This window comes from Shewanella sp., assembly GCF_041630135.1.
In the GTDB taxonomy this organism is placed as follows: Bacteria; Pseudomonadota; Gammaproteobacteria; order Enterobacterales; family Shewanellaceae; genus Shewanella.
In genome coordinates, this window is the sequence record NZ_JBFKLW010000055.1 from 1 (window position 1) to 21,947 (window position 21,947).

Sequence of the window (21,947 nt, forward strand, 5' to 3'; positions counted from 1 at the left end):
ACCAAAAAAGCAGAACTGAATAAGCATTGCCTGGGCATAACTGAGATTGAACACCGCCTTTAAATGCGGGATCAAAATATCGTTAAGGCAGGTAATGAAACCCCACATAAAAAACAAGGTGGTCAGTGATGCCAGTGCAAAGCGATAGTTATCTTTATCGCCACCGACCCCTGTTGCGGTAACGCTTGGACTGGGCGCAGTTGCCATCGTATCTCCCCTCAAAATTACGGCGTTTGGCAGTATGGAACTCATTGGTGATTGACCTTTTGAGGTTCTGCCACTAGATTAATGTAAGCGCTTTCATTTTTAACACTGCGTTAACCCTTGTCAACCTATTTTGGCCGTGAAATTCACTACCACAGGTTGATGTACACAGGATGCAAGGGCTTTAGCCGGGGTCGGGATCAGGAATAGAAAAATAATGAACCAAATACAGCCTTTCACCCTGCCGGGTGATTCCACCATGATGCAAAAAGATTTTCTTTTTGGGGTTGCCACTGCCTCGTTTCAGATTGAAGGTGACTATCAGCACCGTCAGCCCTGCATATGGGATACCTTTTGCAGCATACCCGGCAATATTGCCGATGGTTCGGATGGTAAGACTGCCTGTGATCACGTCAATCGCTGGAAGCAGGATGTGGCTCTGATAGCATCCCTGGGCGTTGATGTATACCGCCTGTCAATTTCGTGGGGCCGGGTAATAAACGAAGATGGCAGCCTGAACCGCCGCGGCATGGACTTCTATATCGCCCTGCTCGATGAACTGAACCGGCATCATATCAAGGTATTTGTTACCCTGTATCACTGGGACTTACCACAACACCTTGAAGATAAAGGTGGATGGCAAAACCGGGAAACCGCGTTTGCGTTCGCCGACTATAGCCGCCTTGTGATTCAGGAACTGGGAGACAGGGCTTATGCGTATTCCACCCTCAACGAACCATTTTGCAGTGCCTTTTTGGGCTACGAGGTCGGGATCCATGCCCCCGGGCACAAAAGCAGAAAGAAAGGCCGTGTGGCCGCCCACCATTTGCTGCTGGCGCATGGTCTGGCAATGGCAGAAATCCGCCGTCATGCCCCAAAGGCTCTTGCTGGCATAGTGCTTAATTTCAGCCCTGCATATGCCTTTACATCGTCCGATGCGGACATCAAAGCAGCTCGGCTCGCGCATGAATACCACAATCTCTGGTATTTGATGCCCCTGATGGAAGGACGTTACCCGGATATCATCAACAGTCTGTCTGAAGCTGAGCGCCCAGAGATACTCGCCGGTGATATGGACATCATCAAAATCAATATGGATTATCTGGGTATCAACTATTACACCCGCAATGTATATCAGGCCGGTGGCGAGTTGGGCTTTGAGGATGTGCGCATTGACAATGTACCCCGCACCGCCATGGACTGGGAAATCTGCCCCGGTGCCTTTACCGAATTGCTCAAAGATCTGTCGCAGGAATTTAACCTGCCCCCCATTTATATCACCGAAAACGGCGCCGCCGAGGATGATGCACTGCTCAACGGTGAAGTACATGACCCCATGCGACTGGACTACCTGCAATCACACCTGTTGGCAGTGCACCATGCCATTGAAAATGGCGTGGATGTTAAAGGCTACTTTGCCTGGAGTCTGATGGACAACTTCGAGTGGGCCGAGGGCTACCGCAAACGTTTTGGTCTGGTTTACGTAGACTACACCACTCAGCAGCGCACACTTAAATCCAGTGCCAAGGCCTATCAGGGAATGCTTGCATACAGACAAGCACTGAGCCAAAAATAAGAAAGGAGGTCGCCATGTTGAGCATCAGAGAAAAAATTGCCTACGGGCTTGGTGATACCGCCAGCAACATAGTATTCCAAACCGTCATGCTGTTTCTGACGTTTTTCTACACCGACATATTCGGGATCTCCGCAGCCTTTGTCGGCACAATGTTTCTGGCCGTGCGCATTATGGATGCAGTGACAGACCCACTGATGGGCTATCTTGCCGACCGCACTAACACCCGCTGGGGCCGCTACCGACCTTACCTGCTATGGTTTGCCTTTCCCTTCGGTGCCATCAGTGTACTGGCCTTTACCACCCCGGATTTGACCGAAAACGGCAAAGAAATCTACGCGCTGCTCACCTATGCCCTGCTGATGCTGGCCTACACCGCCATTAACATTCCCTACTGCGCACTTGGCGCCGCCCTGACCACCAACCCGGCTGAACGGGTTTCAGTACAGTCTTACCGCTTTGTGTTTGCCATGCTGGGCGGCCTCATGGTCAGCGCGCTTACTCTGCCGCTGGTCGACTTTTTTGGACAAGGCGACAAAGCAAAAGGATACCAGCTGACCATTCTTGCCATGAGCATCCTTGGCACCCTTATGTTTTTGCTTTGTTTTGCCGGCACCAAAGAGCGCGACTTCAGCACAGACGACAACAGTGAGAACATTAAGGCTGCTGTCAAAGCGCTTTGGGCAAACGATCAGTGGCGGGTGTTGTCTGCGGCAGCTATTTTCCTGCTCACCGGGCTGGTGCTCAAATCAACATTGGCAATTTACTATGTAAAATACTTTCTCGGTCGCGAGGACATGATCAGCCTGTTTGTCACCAGTGGTGTTGTGGCAAACATTGTCGGAGTCGCACTGGCGAAAAAACTCGCCGACAGAGTGTGTAAGGTCAAGGCCTATATCCGGTTACAGCTGATTGCCGCAGTGCTCTGTATTCTGGCCTGGTTTGTGCCCGGCGAGCAGTATCTGCTGGCACTGGTGCTCTACGTCGCCTGGAACTTCACCATCAACATGGGCACCCCGCTGCTGTGGGCCAAAATGGCTGATACCGTAGATTATGGCCAGTATAAAACCGGCGTGCGCACCACAGGCCTGGTGTACTCTTCAGTGATTTTCTTTATCAAGTTGGGTCTTGCCATTGGTGGTGCGCTCGCCGGTTGGTTGCTGGCTGCCTACGGCTATCAGGCGGATATCAGCCAGAGTCAGGAAACCCTCGATGGCATGCTGCTTTGCTTCACTCTGTATCCGGCTCTTGCTTCAATCGCGGTTGCCTTTGTGATGCGACACTATACACTGGATGGCCAACGCGTTGCCCAAATCAGTATCGCGCTGGAACAAAAACATTCAGGCACATAGCAGTTCAAGGAAAGCCAGCTCTTATGGCCACAATTTATGACGTTTCCTACCTGGCAGGCGTGTCGCTGGCGACCGTCTCCCGGGTAGTCAACAACACCGGCAAAGTCAGCGAAAAGACCCGCCAAAAAGTCCATGATGCCATGGCAAAGCTGGACTATCGGCCCAACACCATAGCCCAGTCTCTGGCATCCAATCGCTCCAACAGCGTTGGAGTGCTGGTATCCCAGCTCGACGGTCCCTTTTACGGCCCCATGATGCGGGAAGTGGAATCGGCACTGCGCGCCGCCAATAAGCACGTAATCATTGCCGCCGGCCACAGTGATGCCGCTCAGGAACGGGAGGCGGTGGAATTTCTGCTGTCCCGCGGCTGTGACGCCCTGATTGTAGACGCCGAAATACTCTCCAATGAGTACCTGCAGGAGCTGTGCAACGGCAAAACTCCGGTGGTACTGATAAACCGCCATGTGGATGGCATTGAAGAGCGCTGCGTGCACCTGAACAACCTGCAGGGTGGCTTACTTGCCAGTCGCCATGTACTCGAGCACGGGCACCGCGAGATAGCCTACATATCAGGTCCACTGTTCAAGCTCGACGCCAGAGAGCGTCTCGAGGGCCATAAGCAGGCATTGGCTGAACAAGGCCTTGAGTTCGATGAGGCCCTGTTCTTTGAAGGCGATTTCCGTGAAGAAGGCGGCTTTGAGGGCATGGCGGCATTGCTTGCGCGCGGCGTCCCCTTCAGCGCTGTGGTTTGCGCCAACGATCAGATGGCCTCCGGTGCCATCGCCCTGTGCCTCGAGCGGGGCCTGCGGGTACCGGATGATATCTCCTTTGTGGGCTTCGATAATATCCCCTTCCCCCGCTACATCTCGCCCAAACTCACCACTGTGTGTAACCCAATCCAGGACATGGGACGCATGGCCGCCAACTGGGTGCTCAGAGAGGTTTACGACAATCGTGATGTCGGCTTCAACCACCGTTTTGAACCTGAGCTGGTCGTTCGCGAATCTGTGGTTGCAGTGACGTGATGCCGGTTCTGTGTGACCCGTGTTCTGTAAACTGAAGGTATTGGCGGCCAATTATGGCTGCCGATACTTTTTTACACTGCCTCTTTCGCATCAACCATGCCCAATACAGATACTGGCTCAAGCCAACAAATGAAAGCGCTTACACTTTTTTTTCAGCGGTAAGCCAAATGCAACAAAACAAAAAAATCACAGACATTACAATCACTAATAAATCTACATCCTCCATAATCACCTTTCGCCCCGTCTACATTTTCACAACATTTGACATGCAGCCAGTTGACATATCTGTATCCCCGTCATAATTTATGTAAGCGCTTACATTTACACTTGCAGGCGAAGTGGTATGCAAACCTGTAAGCTTTACAACAATAGCGTCCCGGGCTGCATTGCGGTCACGGGTCTCTGGGAGAGGAACCTGATGCGACAATTAGAATTCAAAAAATCAAAGCTGGCGACCAGAGTATCTCTGGTGCTGGGCTTGCTGTCTGCCCTACCCGCCATTGCCGAAGAAGCCCCAGCGGCTGAAGGCGATATCGAAGTTATCCAGGTCACAGGTGTGCGCGGCTCACAGGCGAAAGCCATGGAGCTCAAGCGCCAGTCCGCCGGTGTGGTTGACGCCATTTCCGCCGAAGACATAGGTAAGTTCCCCGACACTAACCTGGCTGAGTCTTTACAGCGGATCACCGGTGTATCCATCGACCGTGTCAACGGCGAAGGCAGCAAGGTCACTGTGCGTGGCTTTGGCCCCGACTTCAACCTGGTGCTGCTCAATAACCGCACCATGCCTACCGCCCAGGTGGCCGGTGAATCGACCCGTTCATTCGAATTTGCCAATCTGGCATCCGACGCCGTCAGCGGCGTGGAAATCTACAAAACCGGTAAGGCCGATATCAGTTCAGGCGGCATAGGCTCGACCATCAACATCCGCACCGCCCGCCCCTTCGACACCCGCGATCTGGTGGCAACTGTCGGTGTCAAAGGTCATCACGATACCAGCGTGGAAGATGGCAGCGCCATCACTCCTGAAATCTCCGGTATTTTCAGCAACACCTTCATGGATGACACCCTGGGGCTGGGTTTCAACGCCTCTTACCAGAAGCGTGACAGCAATACCAAAAACGCCAACATATCCGGCTGGCGCCAGAACATTGATGGTGAACTGAACCCCAACGCAGTGGTGGTTAACGAGAACAAAAACCCCTACGGCAACACCTTTTATGCCCGTAATATAGGTTTTGCCAGTCAGGACACCGAGCGTGAGCGCACCAACGCCCAGCTGGTGTTCCAGTACGCACCATCCGATGCGCTAGAAATGACCCTGGATTACACCTATTCCAAGCTGTCAGATGTATCCAATACCGATACCTGGGGGCTGTGGTTCTCGGGTCCGGGTAACGCCACCTATGCCCATATCAACGAAAACGGTACCTTTGACTATGTGACCGAAGTAGGCGGCGACTATTCAGGCACCATGCACCAGAATGCCTCCGACAATATCAACAAGTCACTGGGCTTCAACATTGAATGGCAAGCCACAGATAACCTCGAACTGAGCTTCGATGCCCACAACTCCAACGCCACCGCCGAAGGCAGCCTGGGCAACAACGCCGACAATATCTTCTTGATCCTCGGTGCTCTGAACGTAGCCGACAAGACCTACGATGCCACCGGCACCGAGATCCCGCTGCTTGGCGCCAACTACGCCAGCCTTAATCCCAATGGCGAACCGCATCTGCTGCCTGAGCACTATGCTTCTCTGTTTGCCGGAGTACGCGCAGGCCGTAACGAAACCGACGTAGACCAGTATCAGTTTGATGGTCGCTGGATAAACGAAAACAGCGATGCCGTCTCCTCCATCGACTTTGGTGTGTCTTTCACCTCCATGGAAACCCATGCTCAGGGTTCATACACCGGCCCCATCAGCGCCGGCTGGTATGGCAACATGGGGCTGTGGAAGGATGACGTAAGTTACGTGGGTCTGGGCAGTGACTTCCTGTCTGATTTCAGCGGCGGCGGCAATGACATGCTGATCCCCTACTACTACACCTACGATCAGCAGGCGGCCATGGACAAGGCTCAGGCACTGGAGAACGAACAGTACGTGTCGGCTCCCTGGCAGGACGACCACCTGATCAAAGAAGATACCACTGCCGCCTATGTGCAGGTGAACATCGACAGCGAATTCAACAATATGCCGTTGAATATCGTTGCAGGTTTACGCTATGAGCAAACCGATGTCACCGCCAGCTCAATGCAAAAAGAAGCGCAGCAACTGGTGTGGATCAACGCTACTGAATGGGAGACCGTACTGGCAGAAGATTTCTCTTTCAGCCATGAAACCCATGACTACAAAGAGTTTCTGCCAAATCTCGATATCAATCTGGAAGTGATGGAAAACGTCATGGCGCGTTTCTCCTACAGTCGCACCATTACCCGCCCAACCCTGGGCTCAATGCGCGCCACCACAGCACTGACACCTATTCCAAAAGTCGGCTCGCGTACCGGTTTTGCCGGTAACCCATCGCTGAAGCCATTCAGCTCCAATAACATCGACCTGTCGCTGGAATACTACTACGACGACGCCAGCTACGTGTCTGTGGGGTACTTCAACAAGGAAGTGGAAAACTTCCTGATGAACACCATTGAGACTGCGAAGTTCGATCACCTGCGTGACCCCTACATAGGTCCTGGTGCCGAAGCAGCCCGTGCCGAGCTGATTGCTAACGGTGAAACGCCCAGTGACGAAGCTGTGATTTGTATGCTGGTAACTTGCGTCAATGGTATTGCAATAGAATCCTTGCCTCAGTCAGATGCCGATCCGGTTGCGGAGTGGAACATCAGCAAGCCAAACAACGTTGAAGACCTTGCCATCAACGGTCTTGAATTTGCCTGGCAACACTGGTTCTGGGACACAGGTTTTGGTTTCGCCGCCAACTACACCCTGGTGGATGGCGATACCGAGTATGACGTAGAGCGCGTGGACGAGCAGTTTGCCCTGCCCGGTATGTCTGACTCCGCCAACTTCTCCGTGTTTTATGAGAAGGATGGTCTGCAGGGTCGTCTGGCCTATAACTGGCGTGACACCTTCCTCTCTGGCATGGGTCAGGCAGAAGCAGGTGGTCCAGCTCCCCAGTTCACCGAGGCCTATGGCCAGCTGGACGTCAGCGTGAGCTACCAGCTCACCGACAACCTGTCCATATTCGCTGAAGGCATCAACATTCTGGAGCAGGAAAAACGCGTCTACGGCCGTTACGAAGAGCAAATGCTGCTGGCGCAGCAGAATGCCGCCCGTTACGCCATTGGCGCACGTTACAGCTTCTAACCTTTGTGTACTGAAGTGGGAAAACCCCGGGCCAATACCGCAAGGTAGCGGCCCAAGGGTGAGGTCTTTGCCGCGGCATCTGCCGCGGCTTTTTTTATCTTCACCGCCAAGGCTGGTACACTCTGGGCAACATCAAAAAGAGCCACCGTCAGGGCGGACGGCTCCATTGCCATTGAGAGTGTTATGCAAGGAACTTTACGAAAAATGCGCACCGGGCTCGACGAGCAGGGTCTGGCCAGTTATCGGCTGCCGGTGGGTGATACAGAAATCGCCCTCAACCCCTTGATTGGCAAGCCACTGAAGCTTATCTATTCCGGCAACATCTACTGCTGTAATTGCGGTAAGAAGACCAAGAAAAGCTACTCTGAAGGCCACTGCTTTGTGTGCATGCAAAAGCTCGCCAGCTGCGATATGTGCATCTTAAAGCCCGAAACCTGCCACTACGATCAGGGCACCTGCCGCGAGCCTGAATGGGGCGACAGCCACTGTTTCGTGCCGCATTTTGTGTATTTGTCCAATACCTCAGGCCTGAAGGTGGGTATTACCCGCCACACACAAATCCCTACCCGCTGGATAGATCAGGGCGCTACCCAGGGCTTGCCTATCCTTAAGGTGGCCAGCCGTAAGATCTCTGGCCTGATTGAAGTGGAAATCGCCAAACACGTGGCCGACAAGACCCACTGGCAGGCCATGCTCAAGGGCAACAATGCCCCCATGGATTTGGCAGCCGAGGCGTCGCGTTTACTCGCCGAAGTGGCGCCGGTTATCGAGACTATCCGCACGGACTTTGGTCAGGATGCGGTGCAGCTGCTGTGCACTGAAGCACAAGCCATTGATTTCCCGATTAATGAATTCCCGACTAAGGTGAAATCTTTCAACCTCGACAAAGAGCCGCTTATTGATGCTGTGCTGACCGGCATTAAAGGGCAATATCTGATTTTTGATACCGGTGTTATCAATATCCGCAAATATACGGGCTACGAAATCAGTTTTGAGTGCTGAGCCAGACTCACATTTCACCAGCCAAATAAAAACGCCGGGCAATGCCCGGCGTTTTTCATCTATCACTGTTTTAAGTCATAACCTTAGAAACGCACCCGTGCGCCGAGTGAGTAACGGCTGCCGTACTGACGGGCAAACAGGAACTGCTCTTCAAAGCGGCCGTAGCCCTGCTCGGTTTCGTTGTTGAGGTTAATGCCCTCAAAGAACACCGTCAGATAGTCATTCACATCATAGTTGATGCTGGCGTCGAGCTGACCAAAGGCCTTGGCATACTGCGGCGGCGCATCCGCCGAGCCCTGAGACTGCCCAACCCCAATCAGATAGCTGTCACGCCAGGCGTAAGTGAGCTTCACTGACAGGCCGTCTTTCTCGTAAAAGGCCTGGAAGTTGGCCGAATCGCCGATACCACTGAGCGGGTTTTGCGGCGCCAGATTATAAGGGTCGTAGGTCACATCCCCTTCAACGAAGGTACCGTTTACCCCCACACCAAAACCACTTTCACCGAACACATGCTGCACTGCCAGCTCGATCCCCTGCACCGTTTTGCTGTCGCTGTTAAAGGGGCTGGTGATATCCCATACGATCAGCGGATCGGTATCCAGCGGCACTATCTGACCATCGGCATTGCCGTGACCATTGGCTATCATCTGCGCAAAAATGCTGTTTTCACTGACCGGCGTGCCTGCGGCCTCCAACTGACTGACGGCCTCCTGATAGCGTGGGCTGTTATAAACGTCGTGCAGACCGTCAATGGTTAGCTGAGTGGTCTTTTGGGACACATAATTATCGGCATATTTCTTAAACAGGCCCACAGAGGCGTAACTGGCCTCGCCATAGTAATACTCAAACGACAAATCCAGGTTCACCGACTCCAGCGGTAATAGCCCGGGGTTACCCAAACTACCGCGGCGGGCACCGATTTTGGGGCTGCCACTCAAGCTTCTGCCCGCCACCATATCGCCAAGCAGCGGCCGGGAAATGGTCTTGCCTGCCGAGAAGCGCACCACCACATCCTCCAAAGGCTCAGCACTGATATCCAGCATCGGCAGCCAGACATCATAGTCGCCCCCCTGGGTGAAATAGTTATCGTCACCGCCGGGGACATATTGCATGATCCACTCGGTTGGACTGGCCCACACCACCTGATTCTCAACCCGCTGTTTCACTGTGCTTGAAGCGTCAGTCTGCTCATACCTGAGTCCCAGATTCACTGTCACAGGTACCTGACCAATATCAAAGCCCCACTGAGTAGTCAGGTACAACGCCAGGGTCTTTTCTTCCACCAGGCTGGCGCTGTCTATGCCATCAAAATAGGGGTCAATGGAGTAATAGTTGTCACCGGCTACCTCAGGCGTGATAAACGCAAGCTGTCTGGCTACGGCCTCATCGAAGCTGAAGGTGTAGTAGTAATCGGGCATCAGAGTACTGCCGCCACCACCGAGGGCATCAAGCAGGCCTGAGGCATCCTGCAGCGTAAACATGGCATCGGGGAAAATTTCCGCATAGGACGGATTAAAGCCCGGGCCACCGCGCAGGCCGCTCCAGGCAGTGGTGCCTGACATGGTCTGCTTGGTGTAAGCCGCGCCAAAATCCACTTTCACCAAATGCTCACTGAACTCGGGATACCAGTTGCTGTTGAACTGCACCTGCTCAATTTCGCTCTTTCCGGGGGAATGAATAAACTGGCTGAAGTTGGAGTCTATATCCCCCGCATCCAACTGGTTGGTGCCATTTTTCCAGTTAATGAGGAAGTGAGGCACTTCACCCGAACGATAGTCATAGACTTTGGAAATCAGCTTATCTGAACCCAAAATCACCTGGCCGGCACTGCCAAGGCCGGTATCGGCACCATTATCGATTTCGTTGGTCGAGTTATGATAATCCAGGGTGAAACGCCAGGCTTCGTTGGGGCTCCAGTCGATATTCAGACCGATAGAGTCGGCATTGACCTCAGTGGTGCTGCGATTGGCGGTAAAAGAGCCATCACCACCGCGGATATCGGAGTAAAGCGCGGTGCCATTGGCATCGAGCTCATAGCCAATCACAGGAGCGCCATCGGTTGAGGAGTTCCAGATCCCCCAGCCAAAGCCGTTGGCGGCAGTGAGCGCCCGGGTCGCCACATAGTCGGCGGTCAGAACCAGATTATCGGTGGCCACAAATTGCAGGGTAACCATGCCGTTGGTGCGCTCACGCTCCACATCATTGATGCTGAAGTTCATATCCCGCGGGAAAAAGAACGGGGCAACTTCATTACCCTCTGCATCTCTGAACAAAGACACCAGATTGCCTTCACTGTCGCGGGCGCGGTTATCGATACCCCGGTCGGGCGCCAGTGTTGGCAAACGGCCGTTGTCGGTCTGGGCAATCCAGCCCTGACTGTTGGCGGTTTGCTGCTGGAAATCACGCTCCTGATGGGATACGGAAACCATAACGCCAAAGCGGTCGTCCATCAGGGTGTTACTGTAAATCGCCGCCAGCTCGGGCGTCACATCATCCCCAACGACATTGGACTCGTCGTAGATGCCTTTGGCTGAAAAGGTAAAAGCCTGCCCCGGGTTATCCAGCGGTTTATGGGTAATGATGTTAACCGTGCCGCCCAGACCACCGGTGGGCACATCAGCCCGGGCGGTTTTCACCACTTCCAGGGTTTTTACGCCCTCGGATGACAGATTCTCAAGGTTGTATGAGCGGGTGTAGCCGGTGCCCGGCATCTGGCGCCCGTTAAGGGTGATAAGGTTAAACTCGGGCCCAAAGCCGCGCACCGTGATTTGGCTGCCCTCACCGTTGGCACGGCTGACCGTGACCCCGGTTATCCGCTGCAAGGATTCCGCGAGGTTGGTGTCGGGGAATTTCCCAAGCTCCTCGGCAGAAATCGCATCCACCACACCATTCGCGCCACGTTTTAAATCCATTGAGCGATACAAACTGCCTCTGATCCCACGGATCTCAATAACTTCTATCGTCTCTTCTTCTGCGCTGCTCTGGGCAGCAACGGTGTCGTCGGCTGGGATCTGAGCCTCATCGGCCGCCAATGCCAGTGGAATGACGCCAACGCCGAGAACAGCTGCCAGCGCGGCAGACAACCGGTTTCGCTTAAATGCCTTATCTAACATAATTGCCTCTTATTCTTTCGCTGCGGCCACACCGGATAGTTCACAGGATCCGGTGGGCCATTCCCATTCATGCAAAGGTTGGATGTATCAGGGCGTGCCTATGAGTGCGTTATCCAGACGGAACACAGCCCCTTCACCGGTACCCCATGCAGGGAACACCATCACCACATCAATAGCACTGGTATCCAGCCCCATATCAGCCAGGGTTTTGAGCGGGAAGGTATAGGTTTGCCACTGCCCAACAACGGGGGCAGCGCCTTCCTGACTATCGGTCAGATTAAGCTCCACTGCGGTGGCAGCATCGCCGGATTCAATCTTGAACTTCCACACCGAGCCTGAATCGTTTGGTGCTGAGACCAGCTTCATCTCAAAACGCACCACGCCGGTATCCACAGCGCCAGACGCATCGTGATAGACACCATCATCAGCGAAAAAGCCCACTACCGTTGGCTGGGCGCCAATCACGTATTCGGCCACAGCGCCATGGGCGACATCGTCGGCTTCAACCGTGGGAGTGGAGCCAGCGCAACAATCCCAGATTGACCAGGCATCCGCCACCGCATCAGCAAACAAACTGAAAGCAGACGAGGTACCACTGCCTGGCTGATAAATTTTTACATTATCAATACGATATACAGCCCCTTCACCCTGCCCCCAGGCAGGAAACACCATCAGCACATCGATGGCACTCAAATCGAGCCCCGCATCGGCCAGCGTCGATAAACGGAAACTGAAGGTTTGCCACTCGGCAGATGGCACCACACCCTCAATGCTGCTGGTTAATGGCAGTTCCACCGCAGAAGCCGCATTGTTGGATTCAACCTTGAACAACCAGGGTGCATCGGCGGTGTTGGGCGCGGTAACAACCTTAAGATCAAATTGGATTAGGCCACTTTCATACAGAGATGAGGCATCAAAAGGATTGCCACCTCCACCAAGCTCGGTGCGGTTGATGTAACCCATCACTGTGGGGCTGGCACCAATGCTGAACTCAGACACGATGCCGTGCTCTGCATCATCGGACACAACCTGCGGTGTGGAGCCACCACAGCAGTCCCACATCGGCCAGTCAGGGTTCTCGTTGTCGGTAAAGATAGTCAGTGAAGGCAGACTAGCATTGGGACGGGCTATCTTCACTTCATCCAGCAGATATTCGGCGCCGCTGCCAGTGCCCCAGGCGGGGAACACCATCACCACGTCAATGGCCGACAAATCCAGGCCCTTTGCTGCAAGCTCAGACAGCGGGAAGCTGAAGGTTTGCCACTGACCCGTGGCCGGCGCCAAAGCTTCACTACTTGCAGTCAGCGGCAGTTCAACCGCGGTCGCACCTTCGTTGCTTTCAACCTTCATCATCCAGGTTGAGCCGGGATTGGCGGGTGCACTGACCACTTTCATGGCAAAGCTTAATACGCCGCTTGCTTCAATGGGCGCCGCATCAAATGGGCTTGGGACACCGGCAGGGTCGGTGATAAAGGCGGCGCGACTGATAAAGCCATTCACCGTCGGGCTGTCGCCTACCACAAAGCGATAAACCGCGCCCTTATCGGCATCGTCCACCAATGAAGGGGTTGAACCGCCGCAGCAATCCCAGGCTGCCCAGTTGGGGTTGGGAGTACTGTCAAAAATCAGTAAATCTTTCGGGGTACCATCTGAGGGGGGCACAGGTACCGGGGCCTTGCCTTCCACCAGCGCATCGTCCGGGTTGTCGTAGCCCGGACGCACAGTTTCACAACCCTTACCCGTATCCGGGTTAGCAGCACACTGATACACCTTCACAAAATCAATTTGATATCTGTTGTTTTCGTTAAAGGCGGCTTCATCAATACCGGTTTCGTTTACCGAGACCGGCCAGTTGCCCCCTACAGCAAAATTAAGGATAAGATGGAATTTTTCATCGAAGGGTGCATCAGTCCAGCTGAGCTGCAAATCACCGCTGGACTGATCATAATATTCGGTAAACCAGCCTTTGTGAGCCAGGCCGACTGCCTCACCCTTGGCGTTGTACCTCAGTGCAGATTTACGCTGGGTGGCATAGAGGTAGTCATCCACATACCAACGAATTTCTCCCTGCTGCCACTCGATGGCATAAGTGTGGAAGTCATCGGCCGGATTTGCTCCCTTGGGCAGCAAATAGGCCTTGCCTGACTGCTCATTTTTGGGCCATTCACGGCCGTAGTGCAGAGTACCGTGAACATAGGCTTCAGGGCTGCCCTCATTGGTTGCCGCTTTAAGATTCACGGCTTCAACGATGTCAATTTCACCGCTTCTGGGCCAGATGCCGTAAACATTGTCTGTAGGCAGCATCCAGAAAGCTGGCCAGCTGCCCTGCCCCGACGGCAGCTTGGCACGCATTTCAATGCGGCCAAAGGTAAAGTCTGCCTTGCCCTTGGTGCTAAGCCTTGCCGAAGTGTAGGGCTTTTCGGCGCCATCAGGCGCCTTAAGCGCCACTATGTTAAGCATACCGTCGGCGACGTAAGAGTTTGCCTCATCTGCGGTATAGCACTGAGACTCCTGATTACCCCCACCGGCACAATTTACCTCATGTGCCCATTTGGCCGCATCTATGCTACTGCCATCAAACTCATCACTCCACACCAGTTCCCAGCCCGTAGCCGGGCCATCAAGATTGACCGAGGCCAAATCGGTACTGGTATTGGTATCTCCCCCACACCCTTGCAGCGCCGCCGCAAGCAGTCCAAGGGAAAGGTACTTGCTCGTTCCGGAATTCTTCATCATTTTCGGAGCCCAACCCACTGTGTTTTATGAATAAATTCAAATCCCCTGCGCCAACTACTGCTGATGATTTCTTCCGAAACCCAATGTAAGCGCTTACATTTGTATAAACTAAGTAAAGAATGTGTAAAAATCAAGCGGGATTTTTCAGATAAAATCACAATTCGAGATGAAAGAGTAACCTGCAAAGCGAGTTGGCAACGCTGGCCAGAATGAAAACGGATTACGCCGAAAAATGAGAGTAAGTCAGGGTAACTAACAGTAAATAAAGGTTTTTTAACTGTGGAATGGGCGCAACAGTTTGGTCGGACAGACTGTAAATAACACCGTATTGCTGCAACTGAACTGGTGCTGTCTACATAGAATCAAATTTGAGCGGCAGCCTGACCTGTCAGCAATGAACAACATCACACAAACAATCCGCGCGAACGATACTGATGCAAGATAATTATTTAATAATTAATTGCTTATATTAGGTATGGGTGACAACATTTGCGTAATCAAGGTCGCGAGTCTTGTTTTTCTGTCAGCCTGATTTTGGTCCTCATAGGTATATCCCTGTAATTGCACACGCCACTGTGCCTGCTTCTTATGCGGTGAAAACAGAGCAATCATCAAGGTGCCTTTGCCAATATCAGGGCTTCGATTCAGTCCAGCGTCCATACCGGTCAGAGCCAAAATGGTGTCATCGGCCATTCTTGACTCCACCGCAGCACCAAAACCCACCCAAAAACCGTCATTTTCGGTGGTATACACATAGCCACGACGCTCAAGTATCTGCATGATCTCGGCTTTAATTCCTGCAGCCACTTCAGCTTCAAGACTGGGGTCATCCAGCAGCACCTTGATAAACTCCGGATGCCAGCGCCATTGACGCTGGTTCAGCACGGTCTCAATGTCACCAGTTCGCACCAGACTGGTTATATCTGACACAGAACTCTGCGGATTGTTCGCACAGCCTGCCAACAACACAAGCCAAATAAACAATAACCAGCGCAGGTTTGCCATAATCAGACCTCTTAAATGCGATACTCATTAAAGCAAGACTAACTCCTGCTGGCGTAAATGTGAACGTCCGGCAGCAGTAAGCATAAGCTCTCTTGCCACTGGGTGCCTGCAGACCTACCATGGTGCGAATTAAGGAGATCCTATGTTGGACAACGAAGAAAAACAGGCCATTGCCGACGAAACCCGTCACTGGGTCAGCAAGGTCATCATGAAATACAACATCTGCCCATTTGCCCGACGTGAAGTAGAGCGAAACAGTATCCGCTATCAGGTGTGCGACGAAACCCGTATGGAATTGGTGTTGCAGGCTTTGTTGGATGAATGTCAGTTCCTTGATACTCATCCTGAAGTGGAAACCAGTCTGTTTATTCTGCCCAGAGGCTTTGAGGGTTTTTATCTCTATCTCGACTTATTGGGGATTGCCGAAGATTTACTGGTAGAAGAAGGCTTTGAAGGCACCTATCAGCTGGCAAGTTTTCACCCCGATTACTGTTTCGATGGTGAGCCGCAGGACGATCCGGCCAATTTTACCAATCGCGCCCCTTATCCCACACTGCATATCATCCGTGAAGAAGGCATGGCGGCTGCGCTGGCGAGCTATAACGAACCTGAGAGTATTCCTGAGCGCAACATCGCCTTTGCCCGCCGAAAAGGCAGTGAATTCTTTGTGCGTCTGCTGCAGGAATGCAAAAAGCCGGATTGAGTCCGGCTTTTTTTAATCAGTCAGTGCTGATTATTTGGTTGAATGCATGCCTATCATATTGCCTTCGGTATCTATGGCTAAAGAGATAAAACCGTATTCGCCAATAGACATCTTGGTGCGCTGCACCTTGCCCCCGGCATCCACTACCCTGGATTCCTCCACCGCGCAGTCGTCACAGGCAAAATACACCAAAGTACTGTTGCCACCGGCCTCAAAACCGGGCATGTGCACCAGAGCACCGCTGCTACCGTACTGCGTCATTTCTGACGGGAAAAACCACATCTGAAAACCATTGCCATCGGGTAAGGGAATTTGCTCCAGACTGACGTCAAACACAGCTTCATAAAACGCTCGGGCTCTGGCCATGTCATTAACGTAAATTTCAAACCAGGAAACCGGATTTTTTGCCATGGGGTGCTCCTTGAGGATTGGAAGGGTTAAGGCGCCGATGGTCACCTTTACTGAAAACTTCTGCAAACTCTTTACAGTAAAAGGGATTTTTCTCATCAACACAACCCCGAAGCTACAGGGTCCCCTTGCGGATCTACTGACAACACCTGTTTTAAAGGCATATCACCATTAAAAAAGCCGACCTCAGGGTCGGCTTTCAGGTGGCAACGCTGATTAGTTTTCGATGCCTTTGCTTCGCAGGAACTCGTCGTAAGTGCCCTTAAAGTCATTGACGCCATCAGCGGTGATTTCAATAATGCGGTTGGCCAGCGAGCTTACAAAGGCGCGATCGTGTGATACGAAGAACAGAGTACCTTCATACATTTCCAGCGCGTTGTTGAGCGACTCGATGGACTCCATGTCCAGGTGGTTGGTAGGTTCGTCCATCACCAGGATGTTGGGCTTTTGCATGATCATCTTGCCAAACAACATACGACCCTGCTCACCACCGGACAGCACCTTAACTGACTTCTTGATGTCATCGGCACCAAACAGCATACGACCCAGAATGCCACGAACGGCCTGCTCATCGTCGCCCTCTTTTTTCCACTGGCTCATCCAGTCGAACACGTTCAAATCGTTCTCGAAATCACTGGCGTGATCCTGCGCGTAGTAACCGATAGAGGCGTTTTCTGACCAATGGATAGTGCCTTCATCCTGTGGCAATTCGTGGATGAGGGTACGCACCATAGTGGTTTTACCGGCGCCGTTCTCACCGAGGATGGCGATACGTTCACCGACTTCGGCAATCATATTGAAGTTTTTGAACAGCGGCTCGCCATCGAAACCTTTGCTGAGGTTCTCTACCACCAGGGCGTTACGGAACAGTTTCTTTTCCTGCTCAAAACGAATGTAGGGGTTCACACGGCTGGAAGCCTTCACCTCATCCAGCTTGATCTTGTCAATCTGGCGGGCACGGGAAGTGGCCTGCTTGGCCTTGGAGGCGTTGGCAGAGAATCGGGCCACGAAGGTTTGCAGCTCGGCAATCTGCGCCTTCTTCTTGGCGTTGTCGGCCAGAAGACGCTCACGGGCCTGACTTGCTGCCATCATGTATTCATCGTAGTTACCCGGATACACACGCAGCTCGCCGTAGTCCAGATCCGCCATGTGGGTACACACGGAGTTCAGGAAGTAACGGTCGTGAGAAATGATAATCATGGTGCTGTTGCGCTGATTCAGCATGTCCTGCAACCAACGGATGGTGTCGATATCCAGGTTGTTGGTTGGTTCGTCGAGCAGCAGCACGTCCGGGTCTGAAAACAGCGCCTGAGCCAGCAGCACACGAAGCTTCCAGCCCGGGGCCACTTCGCTCATGGGGCCGAAATGTTGCTCCAGCGGAATGCCCACGCCCAGCAGCAGTTCACCGGCGCGGCTCTCGGCGGTGTAACCGTCCATTTCGGCGAACTCCATCTCAAGCTCAGCCACCTTGATGCCGTCTTCTTCGCTCATTTCTGGCAGCGAATAGATACGGTCACGTTCCTGCTTCACGGCCCACAGTTCTTTGTGGCCCATGATTACGGTATCGATTACGCTGAACTCTTCGTAGGCGAACTGATCCTGATTCAGCTTACCCAGACGCTCGTTGGGATCCAGATGAACGTTACCGCCGGATGGCTCAAGTTCACCGGAGAGGATCTTCATAAAGGTGGATTTACCGCAACCATTGGCGCCGATAAGGCCGTAGCGGTTGCCGTCACCGAACTTGACGGAGATGTTTTCAAACAGTGGCTTGGCGCCGAACTGCATGGTGATATTGGCGGTTGTGATCACGGGCTGGTTTCCGTTTGTCTGTGGGCCGAGGCAAACGCCTGCGGCGAAAATCCCAAGGGCATACTGTAAGCCTGCCCTCTGATAAAGCGCGGTACTATAACACCCCTGCGTGAATTATCAACCGGCTTGCCCAAGAGCGCCATTAAGCTTCAATATAGGCAGGTGAAACAGGAGAAGCGAATGATCCGGCTGGAAAAGATGACTGCATCAACCCGTTCCCTCGCCGAAGCGCTGGAAGTGGCTCCCGAGCAATTGCGTTTTGTGGGCACCATGGAGGAAATCCTCGCCACCGCCGGCGGCGCCATAGTGCCTGTGTTGGTATGGGAGCAGACGGCTTTCGATACTGGGATTAATGAAGTGCTGGTCGGCTTCTTTCTGCTTGATAAAGACTATAGCTGCGAGCATGAATTTGCCCGGGTTACCGATTTGGGTTTCAGGGCGTTTTTGATTGATGTGCGCCATCAGGGCAAAGGCCTCGGTAAAGCCGTGATGCAGGCTCTGCCAGAATTTGTAAAAGTGCGCTATCCGCAATTCAGGCAACTGGTGCTCACTGTAAATGTTAACAATAGCCCGGCGCGGGCGCTTTATCTTAAAAACGGTTTTATCGACAGTGAACGCCACTATTTGGGTGGCAGCGCAGGACCGCAGCATATCCTGTATTTACCGCTCGGCTAAAGCGCTATACGTAAGACCGCAGTTGAGTGTTTGCCTGCCCTTTTATCACAAGGACTGTTTATGACAACTACTTCCCACCCACAACCGCAGACTGCGGTAGCAGCCGGGCAAGGCCCCAGCCCAGACACGCCCTTTCCGATGGCCGGCTTCCCACAGGTGTGCTTTATCAAAAACACCCTCAGTAATCCCAACATTCAGGTGGGCGATTACAGCTATTACGACGACCCACAGGACAGTGCCAACTTTGAGCGCAACGTGCTGTATCACTTCCCCTTTATTGGCGACAAACTGATTATCGGTAAATTTTGCGCCATCGCACGTGGGGTTAAGTTCATTATGAATGGTGCCAATCACCCCATGGCAGGGGTAAGCACCTACCCGTTTTTTATTTTCGGCAACGGCTGGGAACAGGCGGCGCCTGAGCCGGGGGAATTACCCTACAAAGGCGATACCGAAATCGGCAACGATGTGTGGATAGGCTATGACGCCCTGATTATGCCCGGAGTCAAAGTAGGCAATGGTGCCATTATCGCCAGCCGCGCTGTGGTCACCTCCGACGTGCCTGCCTATGCCATCGTTGGCGGTAACCCTGCCAAAGTGGTGAAAATGCGCTTTGATGACCAAGACATTGCCGAGCTTGAAGCCATCGCCTGGTGGCACTGGCCGGTAGAAAAAATTACTGCCCATCTGCTGGATATCAAAAACGGCAACCTTGAAGCTCTGAAAACAGCAACCTGCAAATAACCAGTGCCGCCATGGGGCAACACTCAGATTACGTAAAAAGCCGCCCGAGAGCGGCTTCATTATGATTAATCTTTCAGCGCCTTGCTTTTCAGCCGGTTGGCATTGGTCACCACTGTCACAGATGAGGCCGCCATGGCAGCACCTGCCAGCACCGGACTTAACAGCATACCAAAGGCCGGATAGAGCAAGCCCGCCGCCACCGGAATACCGAGCACATTGTAAATAAAGGCGCCAAAGAGGTTCTGGCGAATATTGCCAAGGGTTGCACGGGACAACGCAAAGGCATCGGCAAGGGCTTCAAGTCGCGGTGCAAGCAGGGTAAGGGACGCGCTTTCAATGGCTACATCCGTGCCTGTGCCCATAGCGATGCCTACATCCGCTTCGGCCAGCGCCGGTGCATCGTTAATGCCATCGCCGACCATGGCGACCACTGCACCAGTGGCTTTGAGCCGGGCGATATGCTGATGCTTTTCATCAGGCATGACTCCTGCAATCACCTCATCAATACCCACGGCGCGCCCAACCGCTTCGGCAGTATGCTGGTTATCGCCAGAAAGCAGCACCAAGCGCTTACCCTGAGCTTTAAGGCGTGCCATCGCGGTTTGGGCATCAGGGCGAAGAGGATCGCCAATACCCAGTAAAGCTACCAGTTCCCCCTCTTTGGCAACAACCACAGGGGTAAGCGCATCCCGAGCAAACTCAGCAAACGTCGGCTCCAACGCCTCAAGTGCAGTCCCCAAGCCAAGGCGCACCATTAATCGTGGATTACCAATGTGCCACTGCTGGGTCCCATCCGCTGTTGCCACCTGTGCCGCTAAACCTTCACCGGGCAGATTCTGAAAATCAGACACAGAAAGCGATGGCGCATCCGACAAGGCCGCAAGGGCCCCGGAAAGCGGATGGCTGCTGTGGCGCTCAAGACTGGCGATAACCTGTTTGACTTGGGTTTCATCGCCATTAAGCCACAGGGCCTTTCGCACTTCGGGCTTGCCAAGGGTCAGGGTACCGGTTTTATCCAGCACCACAGTGGTCACCTTGCTGGCCCGCTCCAGCGCTTCACCATTTTTCACCAGAACGCCCATGGATGCGGCTCGCCCTACCCCAACCATAATCGACATAGGGGTCGCCAGCCCAAGGGCACAGGGGCAGGCAATAATCAGCACTGTGGTCAGCACCACCATGGCATGAGACAAAGCAGGCTCAGGGCCAACAAAGTACCAAATCATCGCCGCAATAATGGCTATCGCCACCACCACAGGCACAAATACCGCCGAGATGGCATCGGTCAGGCGACCTATGGGCAATTTGGAGGTTTGCGCCTCTTCCACCAAAGCGATAATTTTTGACAGCCGACTGTCATCGGCAACGGCTGTGACCTTAATCACCAGACTGCCATTACCATTGACGGTGCCGGCAAATACGCTCTCGCCTGCAGTTTTGGCCACCGGCAGCGGCTCGCCCGAGAGCATGGACTCATCAAGCAGCGACTCACCTTCGATAACCTTGCCATCGAGGGCAATTCTGTCACCCGGGCGCACACGGATAAGGTCATTGAGTGCGATATCTTCAACCTTAACCCAGCGCTCAATGCCGTTTTCAAGCCGCAGCGCTTTATCAGTTTTAAGCCCAAGCAGCTTATCCAGCGCCTCGCTGGTTTTCCCCCTCGCCCGCGCCTCAAGCGCATGGCCAAGGTTTATCAGGCCCAGAATCATCACGCTTGCTTCAAAGTACACATGACGGCTGCCTTCAGGAAAGGCCGCTGGCACCAGCACCAGCACCATTGAGTAGAGCCAGGCTGTACCTGTGCCAAGGGCAATGAGCGTATCCATGGTAGCGCTTTTAGCCTTTAACGAGCGCCAAAGTCCAACGTAAAAGTGACTGCCGGTAAGCAGCATCACCAGTGCGGTAACTGTACCTACCAGCCCCCAACCAAGGCGGGTAGCATCATTTACCATCATCTCGCCGCCCAAAAGCCCCCACAGCATCAGAGGGATCCCAAGTCCCAGCCCCACGGCGGCCTGCCACAGTCGCTTCCGAAAATGCTGACCATCGTCACTTACAGGCCTGGCCATTTTCTCGATTAACTCGCCGGGGTAACCTGCTCCACTGAGTGCCGCAAGAGCCGCATCAACAGACAGGCCTTTTACCCGCACCACTTTACGTGATAAATCAACCCGCCCCTGACCGCCTGCTGCGTGCAGCGCGCCTTCAATTTTGGCAACGCAACTGGCACAGCTCATGGAGGGCACACTGAAACGCAGCATCATGTGAGC

14 protein-coding genes and 1 pseudogene are annotated in these 21,947 nt (G+C 53.4%); 8 read left to right on the top strand and 7 right to left on the bottom strand.

Annotated elements, in window-relative coordinates; translation table 11 throughout:
- Positions 1–207: pseudogene (locus tag ABYK60_RS14100) on the bottom strand (glucose/galactose MFS transporter); the annotation flags it as partial.
- 214 nt (positions 208–421) lie between these two features.
- Here ABYK60_RS14100 and ABYK60_RS14105 point away from each other — a divergent pair.
- The 5 genes from ABYK60_RS14105 to ABYK60_RS14125 all read left to right on the top strand — a co-directional run bounded on the left by ABYK60_RS14105 (position 422) and on the right by ABYK60_RS14125 (position 8,478).
- On the top strand, positions 422–1,780 hold the full coding sequence (locus tag ABYK60_RS14105; RefSeq protein WP_372872660.1) for a GH1 family beta-glucosidase: 1,359 nt from the start codon (positions 422–424) through the stop codon (positions 1,778–1,780).
- Between the two features lie 14 nt (positions 1,781–1,794).
- The gene (locus ABYK60_RS14110; RefSeq protein WP_372872661.1) at positions 1,795–3,129 is read left to right on the top strand and encodes a glycoside-pentoside-hexuronide (GPH):cation symporter; all 1,335 of its coding nucleotides are present in this window, start codon (positions 1,795–1,797) and stop codon (positions 3,127–3,129) included.
- A gap of 23 nt (positions 3,130–3,152) precedes the next feature.
- Positions 3,153–4,154, top strand: coding sequence for a LacI family DNA-binding transcriptional regulator (locus ABYK60_RS14115; protein ID WP_372872662.1), 1,002 nt, complete (start codon positions 3,153–3,155; stop codon positions 4,152–4,154).
- A 418-nt stretch (positions 4,155–4,572) separates the two neighbouring features.
- Positions 4,573–7,476: a TonB-dependent receptor gene (locus tag ABYK60_RS14120; protein WP_372872663.1), complete on the top strand. Its 2,904-nt coding sequence runs from the start codon at positions 4,573–4,575 to the stop codon at positions 7,474–7,476.
- A gap of 183 nt (positions 7,477–7,659) precedes the next feature.
- Complete coding sequence (locus tag ABYK60_RS14125; RefSeq protein ID WP_372872664.1) at positions 7,660–8,478, top strand: DUF2797 domain-containing protein; 819 nt, start codon at positions 7,660–7,662, stop codon at positions 8,476–8,478.
- Positions 8,479–8,561: 83 nt separating this feature from the next.
- Here ABYK60_RS14125 and ABYK60_RS14130 read toward each other — a convergent pair whose 3' ends face one another.
- The 3 genes from ABYK60_RS14130 to ABYK60_RS14140 form a co-directional block, all read right to left on the bottom strand.
- Positions 8,562–11,591 (bottom strand): TonB-dependent receptor, encoded by a 3,030-nt coding sequence (locus ABYK60_RS14130; protein ID WP_372872665.1) that lies wholly within the window; start codon positions 11,589–11,591, stop codon positions 8,562–8,564.
- Positions 11,592–11,678: 87 nt separating this feature from the next.
- Positions 11,679–14,327, bottom strand: coding sequence for a family 16 glycosylhydrolase (locus ABYK60_RS14135; protein ID WP_372872666.1), 2,649 nt, complete (start codon positions 14,325–14,327; stop codon positions 11,679–11,681).
- A gap of 456 nt (positions 14,328–14,783) precedes the next feature.
- A complete protein-coding gene (locus tag ABYK60_RS14140) occupies positions 14,784–15,257 on the bottom strand; it encodes a hypothetical protein (RefSeq protein ID WP_372872667.1) in 474 nt (157 codons plus the stop codon).
- 217 nt (positions 15,258–15,474) lie between these two features.
- Here ABYK60_RS14140 and ABYK60_RS14145 point away from each other — a divergent pair, with 217 nt between their 5' ends.
- A complete protein-coding gene (locus ABYK60_RS14145; protein WP_372872668.1) occupies positions 15,475–16,035 on the top strand; it encodes a DUF1415 domain-containing protein in 561 nt (186 codons plus the stop codon).
- 30 nt (positions 16,036–16,065) lie between these two features.
- On the opposite strand, the gene ABYK60_RS14150 is transcribed toward ABYK60_RS14145, so the two are convergent.
- Both ABYK60_RS14150 and ABYK60_RS14155 read right to left on the bottom strand, forming a co-directional pair.
- On the bottom strand, positions 16,066–16,446 hold the full coding sequence (locus ABYK60_RS14150; RefSeq protein WP_372872669.1) for a VOC family protein: 381 nt from the start codon (positions 16,444–16,446) through the stop codon (positions 16,066–16,068).
- 213 nt (positions 16,447–16,659) lie between these two features.
- Positions 16,660–18,255 (bottom strand): ABC-F family ATPase, encoded by a 1,596-nt coding sequence (locus ABYK60_RS14155; RefSeq protein ID WP_372872670.1) that lies wholly within the window; start codon positions 18,253–18,255, stop codon positions 16,660–16,662.
- Between the two features lie 180 nt (positions 18,256–18,435).
- Between ABYK60_RS14155 and ABYK60_RS14160 the strand changes: the two genes are divergently transcribed.
- Positions 18,436–18,930, top strand: coding sequence for a GNAT family N-acetyltransferase (locus ABYK60_RS14160; RefSeq protein WP_372872671.1), 495 nt, complete (start codon positions 18,436–18,438; stop codon positions 18,928–18,930).
- A 60-nt stretch (positions 18,931–18,990) separates the two neighbouring features.
- Positions 18,991–19,674 carry a Vat family streptogramin A O-acetyltransferase gene (locus ABYK60_RS14165; protein WP_372872672.1) on the top strand — a complete coding sequence of 228 codons (684 nt, stop codon included), beginning with the start codon at positions 18,991–18,993 and terminating at the stop codon, positions 19,672–19,674.
- A 65-nt stretch (positions 19,675–19,739) separates the two neighbouring features.
- Here ABYK60_RS14165 and ABYK60_RS14170 read toward each other — a convergent pair whose 3' ends face one another.
- Entirely contained in the window at positions 19,740–21,941 is a 2,202-nt protein-coding gene (locus tag ABYK60_RS14170; RefSeq protein ID WP_372872680.1) for a heavy metal translocating P-type ATPase, read from the bottom strand.
- Positions 21,942–21,947: the final 6 nt, after the last annotated feature.